17 protein-coding genes and 1 tRNA gene are annotated in these 15,530 nt (G+C 69.6%); 5 read left to right on the forward strand and 13 right to left on the reverse strand.

All coding sequences use genetic code 11. The features are described 5' to 3' along the window. Positions 1–533: 533 nt before the first annotated feature. The 4 genes from ACPW96_RS14625 to sigK form a co-directional block, all read right to left on the reverse strand. Positions 534–1,418 (reverse strand): aminodeoxychorismate lyase, encoded by an 885-nt coding sequence (locus ACPW96_RS14625; RefSeq protein ID WP_425883953.1) that lies wholly within the window; start codon positions 1,416–1,418, stop codon positions 534–536. Between the two features lie 278 nt (positions 1,419–1,696). Then, entirely contained in the window at positions 1,697–2,326 is a 630-nt protein-coding gene (locus ACPW96_RS14630; RefSeq protein ID WP_425820834.1) for a DNA-directed RNA polymerase subunit beta, read from the reverse strand. Between the two features lie 28 nt (positions 2,327–2,354). Next, positions 2,355–3,260 (reverse strand): anti-sigma factor domain-containing protein, encoded by a 906-nt coding sequence (locus tag ACPW96_RS14635; protein WP_425883955.1) that lies wholly within the window; start codon positions 3,258–3,260, stop codon positions 2,355–2,357. Further along, a complete protein-coding gene (sigK, locus tag ACPW96_RS14640) occupies positions 3,257–3,847 on the reverse strand; it encodes an ECF RNA polymerase sigma factor SigK (RefSeq protein WP_425883956.1) in 591 nt (196 codons plus the stop codon). Before sigK ends, ACPW96_RS14635 begins: the two co-directional genes overlap by 4 nt. 285 nt (positions 3,848–4,132) lie before the next feature. On the opposite strand from sigK, the gene ACPW96_RS14645 reads away from it, so the two are divergent. Then, positions 4,133–4,798, forward strand: a complete 666-nt coding sequence (locus ACPW96_RS14645) for a fasciclin domain-containing protein (RefSeq protein WP_425883958.1) — start codon at positions 4,133–4,135, stop codon at positions 4,796–4,798. A 70-nt stretch (positions 4,799–4,868) separates the two neighbouring features. Here ACPW96_RS14645 and ACPW96_RS14650 read toward each other — a convergent pair whose 3' ends face one another. Continuing rightward, positions 4,869–5,276, reverse strand: coding sequence for a VOC family protein (locus ACPW96_RS14650; RefSeq protein ID WP_425820831.1), 408 nt, complete (start codon positions 5,274–5,276; stop codon positions 4,869–4,871). Positions 5,277–5,286: 10 nt separating this feature from the next. Continuing rightward, positions 5,287–5,727 carry a helix-turn-helix transcriptional regulator gene (locus ACPW96_RS14655; RefSeq protein WP_425883959.1) on the reverse strand — a complete coding sequence of 147 codons (441 nt, stop codon included), beginning with the start codon at positions 5,725–5,727 and terminating at the stop codon, positions 5,287–5,289. 71 nt (positions 5,728–5,798) lie between these two features. Between ACPW96_RS14655 and ACPW96_RS14660 the strand changes: the two genes are divergently transcribed. Both ACPW96_RS14660 and ACPW96_RS14665 read left to right on the forward strand, forming a co-directional pair. Then, positions 5,799–5,874, forward strand: a tRNA-Lys gene (locus tag ACPW96_RS14660). A gap of 156 nt (positions 5,875–6,030) precedes the next feature. Beyond that, a complete protein-coding gene (locus ACPW96_RS14665) occupies positions 6,031–7,185 on the forward strand; it encodes a S8 family peptidase (protein ID WP_425883961.1) in 1,155 nt (384 codons plus the stop codon). 34 nt (positions 7,186–7,219) lie between these two features. Here the strand turns inward: ACPW96_RS14665 and ACPW96_RS14670 are convergent, their stop codons facing one another. From ACPW96_RS14670 to ACPW96_RS14685, 4 genes are all read right to left on the reverse strand, one after another. After that, positions 7,220–8,095 carry a helix-turn-helix domain-containing protein gene (locus ACPW96_RS14670; RefSeq protein ID WP_425883963.1) on the reverse strand — a complete coding sequence of 292 codons (876 nt, stop codon included), beginning with the start codon at positions 8,093–8,095 and terminating at the stop codon, positions 7,220–7,222. 73 nt (positions 8,096–8,168) lie between these two features. After that, positions 8,169–8,858 carry a DNA alkylation repair protein gene (locus ACPW96_RS14675; protein WP_425820827.1) on the reverse strand — a complete coding sequence of 230 codons (690 nt, stop codon included), beginning with the start codon at positions 8,856–8,858 and terminating at the stop codon, positions 8,169–8,171. After that, the gene (locus ACPW96_RS14680; protein WP_425883965.1) at positions 8,859–9,443 is read right to left on the reverse strand and encodes an isochorismatase family protein; all 585 of its coding nucleotides are present in this window, start codon (positions 9,441–9,443) and stop codon (positions 8,859–8,861) included. Beyond that, entirely contained in the window at positions 9,440–11,671 is a 2,232-nt protein-coding gene (locus ACPW96_RS14685; protein ID WP_425883967.1) for an MMPL family transporter, read from the reverse strand. Before ACPW96_RS14685 ends, ACPW96_RS14680 begins: the two co-directional genes overlap by 4 nt. A 57-nt stretch (positions 11,672–11,728) precedes the next feature. Between ACPW96_RS14685 and ACPW96_RS14690 the strand changes: the two genes are divergently transcribed. Beyond that, the gene (locus ACPW96_RS14690; RefSeq protein ID WP_425884213.1) at positions 11,729–12,676 is read left to right on the forward strand and encodes an EamA family transporter; all 948 of its coding nucleotides are present in this window, start codon (positions 11,729–11,731) and stop codon (positions 12,674–12,676) included. Positions 12,677–12,681: 5 nt separating this feature from the next. Here the strand turns inward: ACPW96_RS14690 and ACPW96_RS14695 are convergent, their stop codons facing one another. Continuing rightward, the gene (locus ACPW96_RS14695) at positions 12,682–13,086 is read right to left on the reverse strand and encodes a hypothetical protein (protein WP_425820824.1); all 405 of its coding nucleotides are present in this window, start codon (positions 13,084–13,086) and stop codon (positions 12,682–12,684) included. 193 nt (positions 13,087–13,279) lie between these two features. Between ACPW96_RS14695 and ACPW96_RS14700 the strand changes: the two genes are divergently transcribed. After that, a complete protein-coding gene (locus ACPW96_RS14700; RefSeq protein WP_425883969.1) occupies positions 13,280–13,768 on the forward strand; it encodes a GNAT family N-acetyltransferase in 489 nt (162 codons plus the stop codon). Positions 13,769–13,775: 7 nt separating this feature from the next. Here ACPW96_RS14700 and ACPW96_RS14705 read toward each other — a convergent pair whose 3' ends face one another. Beyond that, complete coding sequence (locus ACPW96_RS14705) at positions 13,776–14,642, reverse strand: alpha/beta fold hydrolase (RefSeq protein ID WP_425883971.1); 867 nt, start codon at positions 14,640–14,642, stop codon at positions 13,776–13,778. A 107-nt stretch (positions 14,643–14,749) separates the two neighbouring features. After that, positions 14,750–15,454, reverse strand: coding sequence for a TetR/AcrR family transcriptional regulator C-terminal domain-containing protein (locus ACPW96_RS14710; protein ID WP_425883973.1), 705 nt, complete (start codon positions 15,452–15,454; stop codon positions 14,750–14,752). Positions 15,455–15,530 lie beyond the last annotated feature (76 nt).

Raw genomic sequence — 15,530 nt, forward strand, 5'->3', positions numbered from 1 at the left:
GCGGCCGTCGGGTGCACCATTCTCGCGCGGACGGCGGCTCTCAGGGGACTCCGCCGACCGTGTCGGCAGCACAACGGAGGGGATTGTGCGCGACACTCCGAGCACGGATGCCGAGGGCCGGCGTGTCCCGAGGGATCCCCGCCGTTGTGCTGACAGCGGCCGTCGGGTGCACCATTCTCGCGCGGACGGCGGCTCTCAGGGGACTCCGCCGACCGTGTCGGCAGCACAACGGCGGGGATTGTGCGCGACACACCGAGCACCGATGCCGAGGGCCGGCGTGTCGCGAGGAATCCCCGCCGTTGTGCCGGCAGCGGCTGTCGGGTGCACCATTCTCGTGCGGACGGCCGTTCCCAGGGACTCTGCTGACCCGGTTGGCAGCACAGCGGCGGGGATCCTAGGCGACACACCCGTCACGGATGCGCCGGGCGGGCGTGTCGCGACGGATCCCCGCCGTTGTGCTCGCCGAGCCCCGCCCGTGTGCGGTGCTCGGCGAGCCCGCGCGTGTGCGGTGCTCGGCGAGCCCGCCGGCCGACTCAGTCCCTGGGCGACAGCAGGTAGGCGTTGATCTCGCCGGTCAATTCCGCATCGTGGGCGACAGGGGCGCCGTCGATCGCCGTGATCGGGGCGGCGAGTCGCACGCTGGACACGAGCCACGCGGCATCCGCCGTCGCGAGCGACGCCGCGGGCACGGCCTCGTACGCCGTCTCGAAGCCACGGCCCTCGAGGAACTCGAACAGGCTGACCTGGGTCGTCCCCTGCAGGATCGATCCGCTCGGTTCCGGCGTGACGAAGCGGTCGCCGATGCGCAGGATCACCGAGGCGGTCGGGGCCTCGAACACGATGCCGTCCGAGGACACGAAGATCGCGTCATCCGCCCCCCGGCGCTTCGCCTCCCGGATCGCCGCCATGTTGACGGCGTATGACAGCGTCTTGGCGCCGAGCAGCAGCCACGGAGCCCGCGCGGCCGCTCCGCTGTCGAGTCCCCGATCGAGGGTCACGATGCGGATGCCCCGCTCGCGCACAGCCCGGAAATCCGCAGCGTGCGCCGCCGTCACCCACGCCGTCGGTGCCGGACCATGCTCAACGCCCCGGCTCAGGATGAGCTTGATGACCGACTCACCCGGCTCGCACGACGCCGCGGCGACCTCGATCGCCGCTCGCCACTGGGCGAGGTTCGGCTCTGGCAGATCGCACAGCCGGGCCGAGTGCACCAGCCGGTCGAGGTGCGCCTGCACCTCTTGCGCGTGACCGCCGACGACACCGATCGACTCGAAGATCCCGTCGCCGCGCTGCGTGCTGAGCTCGCCGACGCTGAGCGCGGGCGCGGAGGGGTCGACGCGCTGGAAGGTGGCGCCGAAATCCTCGCGGGTGTCATCGGATGCGGCTGGTTCGATCATGAGCGCGAAACGCCAGGTCATGAAACCGAGCCTATCCGGGCACAAACGAGCCGGGCCGCAGAACGCCTCTGTGCCCTTTTCGGAGAGGCGTTCCGGGCACAAAAGTGCCGGGCCGCAGAACGCCTCTGTGCCCTTTCGGAGAGGCGTTCCGGGCACAAAAGTGCCGGGCCGCAGAACGCCTCTCGGCGCGAGGCCGCTCACAGCGGCAAGTATTGGAGCCCGGGGTTACTGCGGCCCGGCTATTCGATTGTAACGGATGCCGCCGGACGGGTATTCCTATCGGTCCGAGATCCCCGAGCTCAGAGCAGTGAGCCGGTGCGCCACAGGCGCGCCGCCCCATCGAGGTCGCCCGCGTACGTGGACAGACGGAGCGCCCGCGTCGTGAGGGCGCTGGCGCGCTCGGTCTCGGTGAACTCGTAGTCGTCGGCGAGATGCGTGGCCCCGGATGCCTGCACCCGGCAGAAGGAGGCGGCGCGGTCGAGCGCCACCGCGAAGTCGCCCTCGAACACGCCTCGGAGGATCGTGTCGCTCAGTGCGATCAGCTCCTCGGGCCCTGCGGGCGACGGGGCGCCGGCCACGACGGCGTCGACCGACCCGAGCTCTGCGCGCCCCCGTTCGTAGAGCAGGCTCGCGGTGGCGGGGTCGGCGTGGATCATCAGCTGCAGCAGGTAGATCCGCCACAGCGTGCCGGGGAGCGTCTTGGCAGGCGACCGAGACCACAGCTCCGCGATGGTGTCGATGCCATGCTCGTCGGTGAAGGCCACGAGCCGGTCGATCACCTCACCCTCGGGTTCCTCCCGCACCCGAGCCATGAGGGCCTGTGCGGTCTGATGCGCCACGCGGGACACCTCCGCGGGGTCCTCACTCCCGAAGAGACGATCGAAGAGTTCGCTGGGTCGCCGCACGGGCTTGTGGAAGGCGTCGCTCACCCTTCCAGGCTAACGGGGCCCGGGCCGCTCAGGCCGTGGAGATCACCACGATGGGATCGGTGGTGGGCGCGCCGGTCGGCGACCCACCCGCCGGCTCTACGGTCATCGCCACGGCGTCGCCGGGTTGGATGCCGGGTTCCAGCACGGCCGTCGTCGAGGCGGATGACGCATCGAACGTGCCCGCCGAGATCGCCGTATCGCCTCGCACGTACCAGAGCTCGAAGGTCTGATCGCCGGCCAAGGTCGGCAGACCGTCCGACACGAGCACGGCCTCGCCCAGTGAGGGCGACCAGTGCAGCGTGGCTTCGCCGCCGCCCTCGATCTGCGCCTCGGCGGTCTGGGCGTCCGGCGCGTCCTCGATGCGTTCGAGGGCCACGACGGATGCCGGCCGCGTGAGGCTCTGGACGAGACTGGTGACGCCGACACCGACTCCGAGCAGCAGGGCGATGGATGCCGCGAGCGCGAACCACGTGCGCGCCGCGCGACCGCCGCGCCGAGGGGTCTCCCGCGTGGCGCGTCGAGAGGAGGCGTCTGGGCGCGCACCGACATCCGGTCGGGCAGCGGTCGCCGAATCTGCGGCATCCGCCGGTGGCAGGGCATCCGCGACATCCGAGGCACCCATGACGTCTGCGGAACCCGTGACGTCGGCGGCACCCGTGCCGGCCGCGGCACGGGTGCCGCCGACCGCACCCGCTCCATCCACAGCGTCCGGCGCAGCGTCGAGCCGGGCGAAGAGCGCGGTCTTCACCGTCTGCGGGGGCGGCACCTCGTCCACCATGTCGGCGAGCCGGGCGACGACGGCCAGATCGCTCTCCGCGACCGCGGCCCACTCGGGGTGCGCGACAAGAGCGGCCTCGAAACTGCGCTCATCGTCGGCGCTCAGCGCACCGAGCGCGTGTCCGGCCGCAAGCTCTGCGAACTCTCTCTGGTTCATGTCGTCACCCCCATCTCCACCCTCAATCGGCTCAGCCCATCCCGCATCCTGGTCTTGACCGTCCCCAGCGGCGCCCCGATCAGCGCCGCGATCTCGCTCTGACTGTAACCCCCGAAATATGCGAGCACGATGGCTTCGCGCTGCAGCTCGGGCAGGGCCGTGAGTGCCTTCGCGACCTCTTCGCCTTCGATGCGCAATTGCGCCTCCTCGGCGACGGAATCGTGAGCCACCTCCGTGTCACGAATGCCCACCCGGTAGTCGCGATCGGTGCTCGCCTGGGCGGCGCGCACTCGATCGACGGCTCTGCGGTGGGCGATCGTGAGAACCCAAGATCTTCCCTGACCCCTATTCGGAGCGAAGCGCGCCGCGGATTGCCACACTTCGAGGAAGACTTCCTGGAGCACTTCCTCGCTCTGCGATCGATCGACCAGCACGCGCAGGATGAGACCGAAGGCTCGCGGCGACAGCATGTCGTACAGGTCGCTGAATGCTGCGCGGTCTCCGGCCGCCACGCGCTCGAGCAGCACGCCGGCGTGGTCGACAGCACCACTCCCGTCGCCGGGCACCTCGAAGCCGTCGATAACCATCGACTCCAGCATGCCCCACGCGGGCGCCCACGCGCGCGCGACCCGGCCGATCGCGCCTCGTCCGGGCAGGCCGCGGGCCGGCGGGTGGGCGTCTCGCACACCCGCCGTCGCCGCCGCGAGCGGTGCTGCCGCGGCATCCGGTGTCGCTCTCCGAAATCCGATCCCGAATTCTCCAATCCGATTCCCGAGCCGTCCCGAAGACCCTGTGTAGGCCGCCTTCCGGGTGACCACAGCACCGCTCGCATCTGCGACGCCTTCCGGCGCCGCATCACCAAGGAGGACCAGATGTCCCGCAAGAAGCTGTATCTGCTCGGCCCCATCGCTTTCGCCGCGGCGATCGCGCTCAGCGCCTGCTCGCCCATGGCCAGCGGCAACACCACCGAGGAGTCCTCGGCTCCGCCGGCCGCCACCGAGGAGTCGGAAGCTCCGATGGCCGAGGAGATGGACCCTGCCGCCAACCTCGTCGGCGCCGGCTGCGCCGGCTACGCGGAGGCCGTTCCCGATGGCGCCGGCTCTGTCGCCGGCATGGCCCAGGACCCGGTGGCCACGGCCGCCTCGAACAACCCGATCCTCACGACGCTCACCGCGGCCGTGTCCGGTCAGCTGAACCCGGAGGTCGACCTGGTCGACACGCTCAACGGCGACGAGTTCACCGTCTTCGCGCCGGTCGACGACGCCTTCGCGAAGATCGACCCGGCGACCATCGAGACGCTGAAGACCGACACCGCGCTGCTCTCGGCGATCCTGACGTACCACGTCGTCCCCGGCCAGATCGTGCCGGATGACATCGCCGGTATGCACACCACCGTCAACGGTGCCGACCTCGAGGTCACCGGCAGCGGAGATGACCTGATGGTCAACGGCCAAGCCGCAGTCATCTGCGGTGGGGTCCAGACTGCAAACGCCACCGTGTACCTGATCGACACGGTGCTCATGCCGCCCGCGAGCTAGGGGGACACAGCTCGCGGGTTGGGGGGCGGAAGAAGCCGCCGGCGCTGATGCGTCGGCGGCTTCTTCGCGCCTATGCGGCCTGATTGATGCGGATGATGTTGCCGGCGGGATCGCGGAACGCGCAGTCCCTCGGTCCCCACGGCTGGTCCATCGGCTCCTGCAGCACCTCGCCGCCGGAGGCCATCAGACGCTCGAACGTCGCGTCGAGGTCGTCGGTCGAGAAGACGTAGGGCCCGAGCGAACCCTTGGCCAGGAGGCGATGCAGGGCCTCTCCGTCATCCGGCGAGCGCCCCGCACCCGGTTCTGAGAGCACGATCTCGAGCCCCGGCTGTGTCGGGAACCCCAGGGTGACCCAGCGGAATCCGTCGGAGGCGACGTCGCCCCTCGTTTCGAGGCCGAGCGCGTCACGGTAGAAGGCGATCGCCGCGTCGACGTCGTCGACGGTGATCGGGCAGTACTGGAATGCGATGGTGGTCATGCCATCGAGGCTAGCCATCGCCGCGATCCGCGGCTTCTCCGATCCTGCTCGATGTGACCCGCAGGGGCCGAGTGAGAAGCCTCGCGATACACGCGGGCATCGCCTCCGTCGCCTCGTGCGGCCGGGCGCGGTAGGCGCTCGGCGTCTCCCCCACCAGCTCTGTGAACCGGGAGCTGAACGAGCCGAGCGAGGTCGCACCCACGGCGATGCACGCATCCGTCACGCTGGACCCGGCCCGCAGCAGCGCCATCGCGCGCTCCACCCGCCGTGTCATCAGGTAGGCGTAGGGCGTCTCTCCGTAGGCCTCACGGAATTCGCGCGAGAAGTGCGCGGGCGACATGAGGGCCTTCTTTGCCATCGTCGGCACGTCGAGCGGCGCCGCGTACTCGCGGTCGATCAGGTCGCGCGCCCTGCGCAGGTGGGCGAGGGTCTCCGGGCTCTGGGGTGGCACGATGCGAAGGTAGCAGGATGCCGGAGGCACGGCTCTCGCTTGCTCCGCACCTGCCGTAGATTGGATGCATCGGGCCTGTAGCTCAGTTGGCAGAGCATCGGACTTTTAATCCGCGGGTCGAGGGTTCGAGCCCCTCCGGGCCCACCACATGTGTTAAGAGCACGTAAACCCTCAGGGAAAGGGTCGCGCGCGCTTCGCCGGGCGTCCTATCGTCGGGCTATCACCTTCGCGCTGGGTGTCGGACCAGTCCACCGCGACGCACCGCCGCTAGCAGTTCAAGCCCCCTTGACGATCGGACGGACCATGCGGAACTCGACGCGCTCTCGCTGGAAGCTCGCGCTGGCGAGCTCGACCATCATCACCCTCACGGCGCTCGCCTCTGCAGCCGCGAGCCCCGCCACAGCGGCGGTCCCCGCGTCCACTGCGGCAGGGGCGATCGAGGGCAGCTACATCGTGATGCTGAAGTCCGGCGCTCACGTGGACACCATCCTCGCCAAGCTGGGGAGCGTCCTGCCCGCCGGGGTCGTCACCCAGACCTTCGGGGCGCTGGGCGGATTCGCGGCCAACCTCTCACCGGCACAGGTCGCCGCCGTACGGCAGAGCCCGCTGGTCGACTTCGTGGAACCGGACTCCCTCATGACGACGCAGGAGACCTGGGGCCTTGACCGGATCGATCAACCGAGCCTGCCGCTGGACGACAGCTACACCCCGGCGGGGACGGGCGCCGGTGTTCGTGCCTACATCATCGACACGGGCATCCAGAGCACCCACCCGAACCTCGGCGGTCGCGTGAAGAGCGGATACACAGCGATCCAGGATGGTCGCGGAACGCAGGACTGCAACGGTCACGGCACGCACGTCGCCGGCACCGTCGGCAGCAGCACGTATGGCGTGGCCAAGTCCGTCTCGCTCATCGCCGTCCGCGTTCTGGGGTGCAACGGATCAGGATCCACCTCCGGGGTGATTGCGGGGATGGACTGGGTGGCCACTAACGCGACGCGGCCCGCCGTGGCGAACATGAGCCTCGGCGGGGTCTACAGCGGCGCCACCAACGCCGCCGTGAAGCGGCTGACCGACAGAGGCATCACCATCGCTGTCGCCGCGGGCAACGACAGCCTCTCCTCCTGCTACTTCTCCCCCGCCTCTGCGGCGACGGCGCTCACCGTGGCGGCCACGACCCGCAGCGACGCGCGCGCGTCCTTCTCGAACTACGGCGGCTGCGTCGACCTGTTCGCCCCCGGCAAGGACATCACCTCCACCTGGCTCTCCGGCGGCACGAAGACCATTTCGGGCACCTCGATGGCGTCCCCGCACGTCGCAGGGATCGCCGCGCTCGTGCTGCAGGCGAACCCCACGGCCTCTCCCTCGACCGTCGCAGGCATCGTGAAGGCGGATGCCGCGAGGGGCAAGGTGACGAGCGCGAACGGGACGCCGAACCTGCTCGCACAGGTGCCCTGAGCCGACGCCGTCCACGGGGCCGCAACGCCCGGGATCAGCGCGGAACCGGCTCAGTTCCTTCGTTGGTCGCCGTCCAGCTCGCGAGCATCTGCAGCCCGTCCTGACTGCGCGAGCCGGCCTCGGCGGTGTACGCGATCAACAGCAGAGCCCGGTCGTTGCTGAGCTGCATGCCCTCGTACGCGAGGTCGAGGTCCCCGACGACGGGGTGGCGCACGAGCTTGATCCCGGTGCGATGCTCCCGCACGTCGTGTGCGGCCCACATCACCCGGAACGCCGCACTCTCGGCCGACAGCTCGTCGACGAGCTGGGCCAGCACGCGGTCATAGGGCGCCCGCCCGGTCTCGGCCCGGAGCAGGGCCACGGTCTGATGCGCGGCGTCCTCCCAATCCCGGTAGAACCGCTGCGCGGCGGGTTGAGTGAAGACGAAGCGTGCGAAATTCGGCCCAGCCGTCGGCGACAGGTCCACGTCTGAGAAGAGCACAGCGGCGAGCGCGTTGGCCGCGAGGATGTCGAGCCGTCCGTTCTGCACGATCGCCGGCACCCCGGACATGGCATCCAGCAGCCGCCGGACCCCGGGCGAGACCTGCTGCGGCGCCGACCTGCTGCCGCGCGGTGAACGCACGCCGGGATTGGCCGCCCGCACCAGTTCGCCCAGGTGCGCGTGCTCGGCGTCATCGAGCTGCAGCGCCCGGCTGATTCCGTCCAGCACCGCCTGAGAGACGCCCTTGGCGTTGCCTCGTTCCAGACGCACGTAGTACTCGACGCTCATCCCCGCCAGCAGCGCGACCTCTTCCCGGCGCAGCCCGGGAACCCGGCGTCGGCCGCCGAAGTCCGGCAACCCGGCCGCCTGAGGGGTCAGCCGCGCTCGCCGGGAGACGAGGAACTCGCGGATGTCGCTGCGGCCGTCCATCCCTCAACGGTACGGCGGTGCACCGCATCGTGGGAGGCTCCCGGATTAACCCTCAGCGCGGCGCCCGTGCGGCTCAGAGCGCCGAGCGCGCGGTTCGGCGCGCCTCGGCGGAGAGATCCGCGCCCCGCCGTGCGAGGAACTCCTCGAGACGGGAGCGATCGATCCGCCCGATCTCCCGCAGCGCCACGCCGACGTTCGTCTGGACGAAGCGCTCCGGATCGGCGGCGAGCAGCTCGCAGAGGGCGAGGGCATCGTCGGTGTCGCCGGAGCGGATGATCAGGAAGGTCGCCGTGATGGCGGCCCGCCGATGCCACCATGTGCTCGAGTGGGCGAGCTCGAACAGCTCGTCGCGGGGCTTGTCGATCAGCCAGAGTCCGACCACGCGCGGTGCCGAGCGGTCGATCAGGTCCCAGGAGTCGATCCGGTCGATCCGGCGCATCCAGAGGTCGTGCAGCTCCCGGCGCTGCTCGTCGGTGACACCCCTCTCGCGCACCCGGAAGTCCATGATGCTGACGGCCGCGAGGCGCGCTTCGTAGAGCTCGGAGTCCAGCAGGCGGTCGATCTCGGCCGGGTCGAGGCGGGAGTGCGCCTTGGCGATAGCGAAGACCGTTGCCATCCGCACGCCGATCACCCGGGTGTCGGGACGCGTGATGCGCTTCTGGATCTTGGTCTTCTCATCGGCGGATGCCTCGGCCTCGAGCTGCCCGATCACCTCGGCGGCGCTCGCTCCCGGCGCCGCATCCATCCCCGGCTGGGCGCTCATCTACGGCTGCGTGACCGCGAGTTCGGCTCCCGCATGGGCGAGCTCGGCGAGGGCCGCGTCGCTGGAGGCCGGTGCGACTCCTGCCACCAGATCGGTGAGGATGCGCACCCGCCGACCATGTTCGATGGCGTCCAGCGCCGAGGCACGCACGCAGTAGTCCGTCGCGATGCCGGCGATGTCGACGTCGAGGATGCCGCGCTCGGCGAGCAGCTCGGCGACGGTGCGGCCGTCATCCGTCGTGCCCTCGAAGACCGAGTAGGCCGGCACACCCTGTCCCTTCTTCACGTGGTGGGTGACGGCTGCCGTGTCGAGCCCCGGGTCGTACTCCGCACCCGGCGTGCCGGCGACGCAGTGCGCGGGCCATGTGTCGACGAAGTCGGGTTCGCCCTCGACGGCGAAGTGCCCGCCGTTGTCGTGGTCCGGGTGGTGCCAGTCGCGCGATGCGACGACGAGCGCGTAATCGTCGGCGTGGGCGCTCACGAATTCGGTGATGCGCTCGGCGACCGCGTCGCCGCCCTCCACGGCGAGCGCTCCGCCCTCGGTGAAGTCGTTCTGCACGTCGACGATGAACAGCGCCTTGGTCATGAATCGAGGGTACGCGCCGCCTGCGCATCCGTGCGAGAGAGCCCGCTCGGCCACCAGATCGCCTTGCCGATGTCGTAGGAGACGGCCGGCACGAGCAGCGACCGCACGAGGAACGTGTCGAGCAGTACACCGAAGGCGACGATGAAGGCCAACTGCGCGAGGAACAGGATGGGAATGACCCCCAGCGCGGCGAAGGTCGCCGCGAGCACGAGTCCCGCGGACGTGATCACCCCGCCCGTCGCGACGAGTCCCCGCAGAATGCCCGGTCTCGTGCCGTGCACGAGCGACTCCTCACGCACCCTCGTCATGAGGAAGATGTTGTAGTCGATGCCCAGCGCAACCAGGAAGACGAAGCCGTACAGCGGCACCGCGGGGTCGGCACCCGGGAAACCCAGCACGTTGTTGAAGACCAGCGCACTGACGCCCAGCGCGGCGCCGAACGACAGGATCACGCTGAGGATCAGCAGCACCGGAGCGAGGATCGCCCGCAGCAGCAGCATCAGGATCAGCAGGATGACGAGCAGCACCACCGGGATGATCAGGGTGCGGTCACGGATGGACGTGTCGTTCGTGTCGATCGCCACCGCGGTCACTCCGCCGACCAGAGCGGCGCCCGTCCCCAGCTCACTCTCGAGGTCGTCGCGCAGGTCGACGACGGTCGCCTCCGCCTCGGCGGAGTCCGCGGCCGCGTCGAGGGTGAGCACCAGCAGCACCTCACCGTCGACCACGGTGGGTTCTGGAGCGGCCGACCCCGGAGGGCCTGGCACCGTCAGCACGGCCTCGCCGCCGTCGACTTCGACCGTGGCCTGCCCGGTCGGAGAGTCCTCCGACGCCACTGCGACCGCATCGATCCCCTTCACGCCGGTCGCGACATCCGCCGCCGCCGCCAGATCGTCCTCCGCCACCACGACGTACGCGGGACTCCCCGAGCCACCGGGGAAGTGCTCGGCGAGCACCTCCTGACCATCGCGCGCCTCGCTGTACCCCAGCACCAGGTCGCTCGAGGACACGCCGTCGGCCTTGAGCTGGAAGACGCCGACGGATGCCACGAGCAGCAGCACGGTGGAGAGGATCCAGATCACCCGTGACCGGCGCGCGATGAAGCGCGCCGTCTTCGGCCAGAGCCCTCGGACGGGGGCGGTCAGGTCGTCGGGGATGTCGTGGCGCGTGTCGCCGGGCTTGGGCGCGAACGGCCAGAACGCCGCCCGGCCGAAGACGGCGAGCAGCGCAGGAAGGAAGGTCAGAGCGGCCAGCACCGAGAACACGATGCCGATGGAGGCTATGGGCCCGAGGGCGCGGTTGGTTGCGAGATCCGAGAGCAGCAGGCACAGCAGACCTGCGATCACCGTGCCGCCCGACGCGATGATCGGCTCGAAGGCGCCGCGCCAGGCCGCCTTGGTGGCATCCCAGCGCGCCAAGCCCGATCCGATCGCCTCCCTGAAGCGCGCGACGTAGAGCAGGGCGTAGTCCGTCGCGGCGCCGATCACGAGGATGAACAGGATCCCCTGCACCTGCCCGTTCAGTACCACGATGCCGGCGTACGCCAGCCACCACACGGTCAGCAGCGCGACGCAGAGGGCGAAGACAGACGTCAGCAGCACGAGCACCGGCAGCAGGGGTGAGCGGTAGACGATGATGAGGATGAGGAAGACGGCACCGAGGGCAACGCCGAGCAGCAGACCGTCGATGCCGGTGAAGCCCTTGACCAGATCGGCCGTGAAGCCGGCGGGACCCGTGACCCATACCTCCACCCCGTCCGGAAGCACGTCGGTCACGCTCGCGCGCACCGCCGCGACGGTCTCCCGCGAGTCGTCGGCGTCGATCGGCACGAAGATCTGCACCGCTTCGCCGTCCTCCGAGACGATCGGCGGCGACACACCCTCATTGACGCCGTCGAGGTCCGCGAGAGCATCGGCGAGCCCCTGCAGATCGCTCAGCTGGGCGTCGGTGAGCTCTCCGTCGCCGGTCGCGACCACGACGGCGGGGATGCTGTCGGCGCCCAGGAAGTCCGGCAGCACATCGGCCACCTTGGTCGCATCCGCACTCTCGGGGAGGAAGGAGGACTGGTCGTTGGTCGATACTTCGTCCACCTTCCCGAAGTACGGCCCGCCGATGGATCCGCCGACGAGCCACACCAGGATAAGCAGGACCGGGATGCCGATACGCACCCAGCGCGAGATGGGCCGAGGGGCGGCCTGGCGAAGCGACCGGCGAGTAGTCTGCGACATATCGCTAGCTTATCTAGCAAAATCGGATCCCGCACGCCGCCTTAGGCTGTGACGACGATGTTCACCGTGGCGATTGGCCTGATCGGTGCTCTCGTCTACGGGGGCGCCGATTTCTTCGGCGGTCTGGCGGCCAGGCGTCTGCCGTCCGTGCTCGTCACGGCCATCGCCGCAGCGACCGGGCTGGCGCTCTTTCTGGTGGCGGCGCCGGCGGTCGGTGGCACGTGGTCGGCTGAGGCCGCCGGGTGGGGCGTGCTCTCCGGCGTCTTCGGCGCTGTCTCCGTCGCACTGCTCTACGCGTGCCTCGCCATCGGCCCGATGAGCATCCTGTCGCCGCTCACGGCGCTCGTCTCCGCCGTCGCCCCCATGGTGTGGGGACTTCTCGTCGAGGGTGAGGATCTCGGCGCCCTCGGCTACGCGGGCATCGCCATAGCGCTCGTCGCAGTGGTGCTGATCGGCTTCATCCCGGGAGAGAGAATCGTGCGACCGACGGCCCGCGCGGTGGTGATGGCGATCGGCGCGGGGATCTCGATCGGAGCATTGCTGATCACGCTCGACCAGCCGTCGGGTGACAGCGGCTTGGTGCCGCTCATCGCCAGCCGGGCCGCGAATCTCACCCTGATGGTGGCGGTCATCGCTCTCATGGCGCTCGTCGCGCGGGTGCGCCCCGGGGTGTCGGGTCCCTTCGCGTCGCCCGCCGCCGGCATCCCCTACAGGGGAGCGCTCGGTGGCCCCGCCCATGACAAGAGCGCGGTCGCCGCGCCCGCCGCTGTTCGTGGCGCTGTCGCCATCGCGGTGCTGTGCGGGGTGCTGGATGCCGCGGCTAACGCGCTGCTGCTGTTCGGCCTGCGGCTGGGCGAATTGGCGGTGATGTCGGTGCTGACCGCCATGTACCCCGCCGGAACGATCCTGTTGGCGGCGGTGGTGCTGCGGGAGCGCATTGCGCCGGTGCAGTGGGCGGGTCTGGTGCTCGCGCTGACCGCCGGTGGTCTCTTCGCCGTGGCCTGAGGGCCTCAGCCCTCGAGGAAGAGCAGAACGAGCGACAGCGCCGCTGCGAACAGGCCGAGGGCGGCGAAGCCCACCGCGAGCAGGCCGATCGAGCGCACGGCCGGCGAGCCCCGGTGCAGCCGCATCCGGTCGCTGCGGCCGACCCGGTAGAAGATGTCGGCCATGTCGGCGCCGTGCAGTGACGTGTGCTGCGCATGCGAGAGCGGCGCTTCGCCGATCTCGCCGTCCTGATCGATCCAGCGGACGAGGTGACCGTCGCCATCCGGCTCGACCACGCCCCGGGCGGGCAGCCAGGTGCCGTCGGCCAGCTTCACGATCAGAGCGGTCAGCGCGAGAAGCACTCCCCCGCCGAGGCCGATCCACGTGAAGATCTCGGCGATGGCGCCGATCACGTCCGAGGTTGAATTCACTGAGCCACCTAAGGGAATCGAACCCTTGACCTATTCACTACGAGTCAGATCCCTGCCGACCAGTGCCGGGTGGCTGGACCTCGAGGCTGCCACCTCGAAGAAGCTATGCGTGACCGGGCATTTAGCGCCCGATCCGTCCTCGTGCGTTGGCTCTCAGTGTATCGGATCGTCGCCGGCGAGTAGTGTCGCCGCTGTGACTGCTCTTCATCACCGTCGGCCGGAGGAGTCCGACCACATCCGAGTCGTCGAAGCCATCCCCGTCTGGTGGGGGATGCCGCCCGAAGCTGCACCGAGCCGCTTGCTCCCGCGACTGTTCTTCCAGCACTTCGCGGACACGTCCATCCTCGTGGAAGACGACGGCGGACAGCTCGCGGCGTTTCTGATCGGGTTCCGTTCAGCATCCCGGCCGCACACCGCGTATATCCATTTCGTCGGCGTGGCTCCCGGGCTGCAACGGCGGGGAGTCGCCCGAGATCTCTACGAACGATTCTTCGCGATGATGCGAGAACGAGGATGCACCAGAGTCGACGCCATCACGGGTCCCATCAACCGGCCCTCGCAATCGTTCCACCGCGCGCTCGGGTTCGCTCTGGGCGGTGACACGGAGATCGAAGGCGTGCTCGCCTACCTCGACTACGACGGACCCGGCGAGCACCGAGTGACCTTCAGCCGTTCACTGTGACGAGGTTTCAGGGCTGGTCCAGCACCTCGCGGAGTTTTGCAGCGAATGCCTCGGGCTGGCCGGCATAGCCGAACTCGCCGCCCATGAAGCCGCCGTGGTGGCTGGGGAAGATCGTCGCGTTCTGGCCGAGCTGTTCGGCCAGCGCGATCGCCGTCCGACCTGTGTAGACCTTGACCGACTCCTCCCCGACCGCCACCACGATCCGTGTCGGCGCCGCCTTCAGGGCCTCGAGATCCGGCTGGTAGAGGGGCACCGCCCAGGACCGCTCTGACAGCAGCGGATCCTCGCGCCCGCCGTCGTCCTCGCTCGGCATCCCGAACGCGGCCGGGTCCGGCGCCGGCTGGGCGAGGTACTCGTCGGTGATCTCGCCCTCCCACGAGGTCATCGCGATGAATGCCGCCATCCCCGCGCCCCAGCCTTTGTCCTGGTAGACCTGCGTGTAGGCCGCCCGGGCGAGCTGGACGGCCTCCGCATCCGGCAGCACACAGTCGATGGGCGGCTCGTGTGCGACCAGCGTCGACACGTCGTCCGGGTGCGCCGCGACCAACGCGAGCGCGGTCACCGCGCCGCCGCTGCTGGCGAGCATCTCCACCGGGCCGGCTCCCAGTGCCTCGATGATCGCGTGGACGTCCTCAGCCTGGGTCTCCGGCTCGTTCGTGACCCCACCGTCCTTGCGCGTGCTCCGGCCGAGCCCGCGCGGGTCGTAGGTCACGACCGTGCGGTCATCGAACAGCTTCACCTGGGCCTGGAACCCGCTCGCGTCCATCGGCTGGCCGATCATCACCAGCGGCGGCCGGCCATCCGCGGTCGGCAGCGGCCCGTGGACGTCGTAGACGAGGTCGACCTCTGCCAGCTCGAGGGTGTGTTGCGTCACCTGCGGCTCCTCTATAGCGAACGGACTCACCGGATGCTACGACGCGGTATCCGCAGGGCGCCAGCCCGGATCATCCGCTCATCGCATTCCCGGATACTGGCACGCCGTCATTGGGAGAGCTGCTGGCTCAGGCGGTCGAGCAGGACCTCGAGGGACACTTCGAACTCCTCGTCGCTTCGGTCCTGGCTCAGCAGGGGGCGCAGGCGAAGAACCTCGGGTGCGACCTCCAAGGAGAGTTGACCGTCGCCCTCCGGGATGGTCGCGCCACCTTCGTCGAGCGGTTCCTCGACCGGTCCTGTCTCTGCGCCGCGGACCGCGGACTCGAGGAGCAGCTGACCGAGCAGGAAGCTGCTGAAGGATCGGTAGGCGTCAACGGCCTGCTCGTCGGTGAACCCGTGGCCGAGCAGGGCGCTGAGGAACGTGTTGACCACCTCCACGCTGCGCAGCGGCGGCCGCAGCCACGGCGCGGCCGGGTGGCGGGTGGCAACGAGCGGGAACGCCTTCGGATGCTCGATCGCGATCCGGCGGACCTGGTGAGCGACCGTCTGCAGGAACCCCTGCCAATGCTCGGCCAGCTCCTCGTCCAGGCTCGAAGTCAGATCGCCCATGAGCAGTGCGACGACGCCCTCGAGCAGGTCCTCTCTGCCGTGCACGTAGCGATACAAGGACATCGCTTCGACGCCGAGCTCCTGCGCCAAGGACCTCATCGACAGTCCCTGCGCCCCGGACCGGTCGATCTGGGCCAGGGCGGTCTCGACGATCAGCTCACGACTCAGACGACGCGCCGAGGTTGCTGCCGGCTTCTTCTTCACGCGCTGTTCCATACCGCACTCTCCCGCATCCACGCAAGGCCACCGCACGCGGTGAGCCGTGCGGATACGCTCACGC

The organism is Micromonospora sp. DT81.3 (assembly GCF_049847225.1).
Taxonomy (GTDB): domain Bacteria; phylum Actinomycetota; class Actinomycetes; order Actinomycetales; family Microbacteriaceae; genus Microbacterium.